Genomic DNA, 1,772 nt, shown 5'->3' with positions numbered 1-1,772 from the left:
TTCCTGCTCCCCCACCCGGCGCGGCGCCCCGATGCTGGAGGCGCCGCGGAAGCTCTCGTCCCCGCCGAAGCTCCACGCCCCGTAGAGGCCCAGGTGCACGCGCAGGACGAGGCCGTTGTCGAACTCCAGGAACAGCTGCTTGCCGTGTGCCCGGGCGGCCAGCAGCCGCGCCCCGTCGAGCCGGGCGGCGCCGGCGGCGAAGCGGCCCTGCGGGCTGGACACGGCGAGGCTTCGGCCGGCGAAAACGTCCTGGAACTGGCGGGCCAGGCGGTGGACGGAATGGCCTTCTGGCATGACCGGCGGCCGCTAGGCCGGGATGTCGCCGGTGGTCTCGTAGGAGGCGATCTTGCCGATCCGGCGGACGTGGCGCTCGGCGTTGGAGAACGGCTCGGCCAGGAACGCCTCGATGATGGCCGTGGCTTCCTCGACGCTGTGCTGGCGGCCGCCGACGGCGACGACGTTGGCGTCGTTGTGTTCGCGGGCCAGCTTGGCGGTGTCCAGGTTCCAGGCCAGCGCGGCGCGGATGCCCTTGACCTTGTTGGCCGCGATCTGCTCGCCGTTGCCCGAGCCGCCGAGCACGATGCCCAGCGACTCCACGCCGGCGGCCTGGTCTTCGACGACGGCGAGCGCGGCGCGGATGCAGAACGAGGGGTAGTCGTCCTCCGGGTCGTACGCGGTGGGGCCGTGGTCGGTGACGTCGTGGCCCTGGCCGGCCAGATGCTTGATCAGGTGGTGGCTCAGTTCCAGGCCGGCGTGGTCGGTGGCAATGTGAACGCGCATGGACGGTCCTTCTGTGGCGTGCGGGAGGGCGAATAACGGCTTCCAGCCTACTGGAGCGGTGCGGCCGGAACGGATTCCGGTGCCGCACCCCCTGTCGGGCCCCGGCCGCCGTCGATAGTGTGCCCCTATGGAGCCAGTAATCAGTGACTACCTTGAGTCCGTCCTTGCCGGCCTCGCCGGCAACACCGAGGGGTCGCTGGCCGGCGATCCGGAAGAACTCGGGGTCGAGGATCCGGATCTGCTCGCGCTGAGCATGACGATGGCCGACGGATGCACCTACGAGGCCGGCGATACGCGGTCCGAATTCTCCATCCAGTCGATCTCCAAGCCCTTCACCTATGCCATGGCGCTGGCCGGACACGGCTTCGAGGACGTGCGCGAGAAGATCGATGTGGAGCCCTCCGGGGACGCGTACAACGAGATCAGCCTGGAAGCGGATACCGGCCGGCCGCGCAACGCGCTGATCAATGCCGGGGCCATCGCCGCCTCGTCCCTGGTGGCCGACCGCTACGGTGACGAAGCCTTCGAGCAGCTCCGCCTGATTTATTCGGCCTGCGCCGGACGCGACTTGGGCATGAACCAGACGGTGTACCGGTCCGCGCTCCGTACGGGCGACCGCAACCGGGCCCTCGCCTACCTGCTGAAGAGCCAGGGCGTGATCGAACACGACACCGAGGCCGCCCTGGACCTGTATTTCCGGCAGAACTCCCTCAGCGTCACCTGCCGCGACCTGGGGATCATGGCAGCCACCCTGGCCAACCGCGGGGTCAACCCGATCACCCGCGAGGAGGTCCTGACACCCCGGATCGCCGAGCACGTGCTCAGCGTGATGACGACCTGCGGCATGTACAACGACGCCGGCGACTGGGTGGCGGGCATTGGCCTCCCGGCCAAGAGCGGGGTCAGCGGCGGCATCCTGGCGGTGCTGCCCGGCCAGCTGGGGCTCGCCGTTTTTTCGCCGCGGCTCGACCAGCACGGCAACAGCGTCCTCG

At 69.6% G+C, this 1,772-nt stretch carries 3 protein-coding genes; 1 reads left to right on the top strand and 2 read right to left on the bottom strand.

The window, feature by feature from the left end; genetic code table 11:
- The coding region (locus tag AC5RV2_RS17670; RefSeq protein ID WP_494093412.1) for a DNA-formamidopyrimidine glycosylase family protein at nucleotides 1–294 on the bottom strand (294 nt) is incomplete at its 3' end.
- A gap of 12 nt (nucleotides 295–306) precedes the next feature.
- Complete coding sequence (locus AC5RV2_RS17665) at nucleotides 307–780, bottom strand: ribose-5-phosphate isomerase (RefSeq protein WP_494069174.1); 474 nt, start codon at nucleotides 778–780, stop codon at nucleotides 307–309.
- A gap of 127 nt (nucleotides 781–907) precedes the next feature.
- On the opposite strand from AC5RV2_RS17665, the gene glsA reads away from it, so the two are divergent.
- Nucleotides 908–1,772: glutaminase A (glsA, locus tag AC5RV2_RS17660; RefSeq protein ID WP_494093411.1), on the top strand; the 865-nt coding region annotated here is incomplete at its 3' end.

Source organism: Arthrobacter sp. Y3225116, from assembly GCF_059091245.1.
Note: the sequence above shows the minus strand (reverse complement) of the source record. Positions and strands in the feature narration are given on the sequence as shown.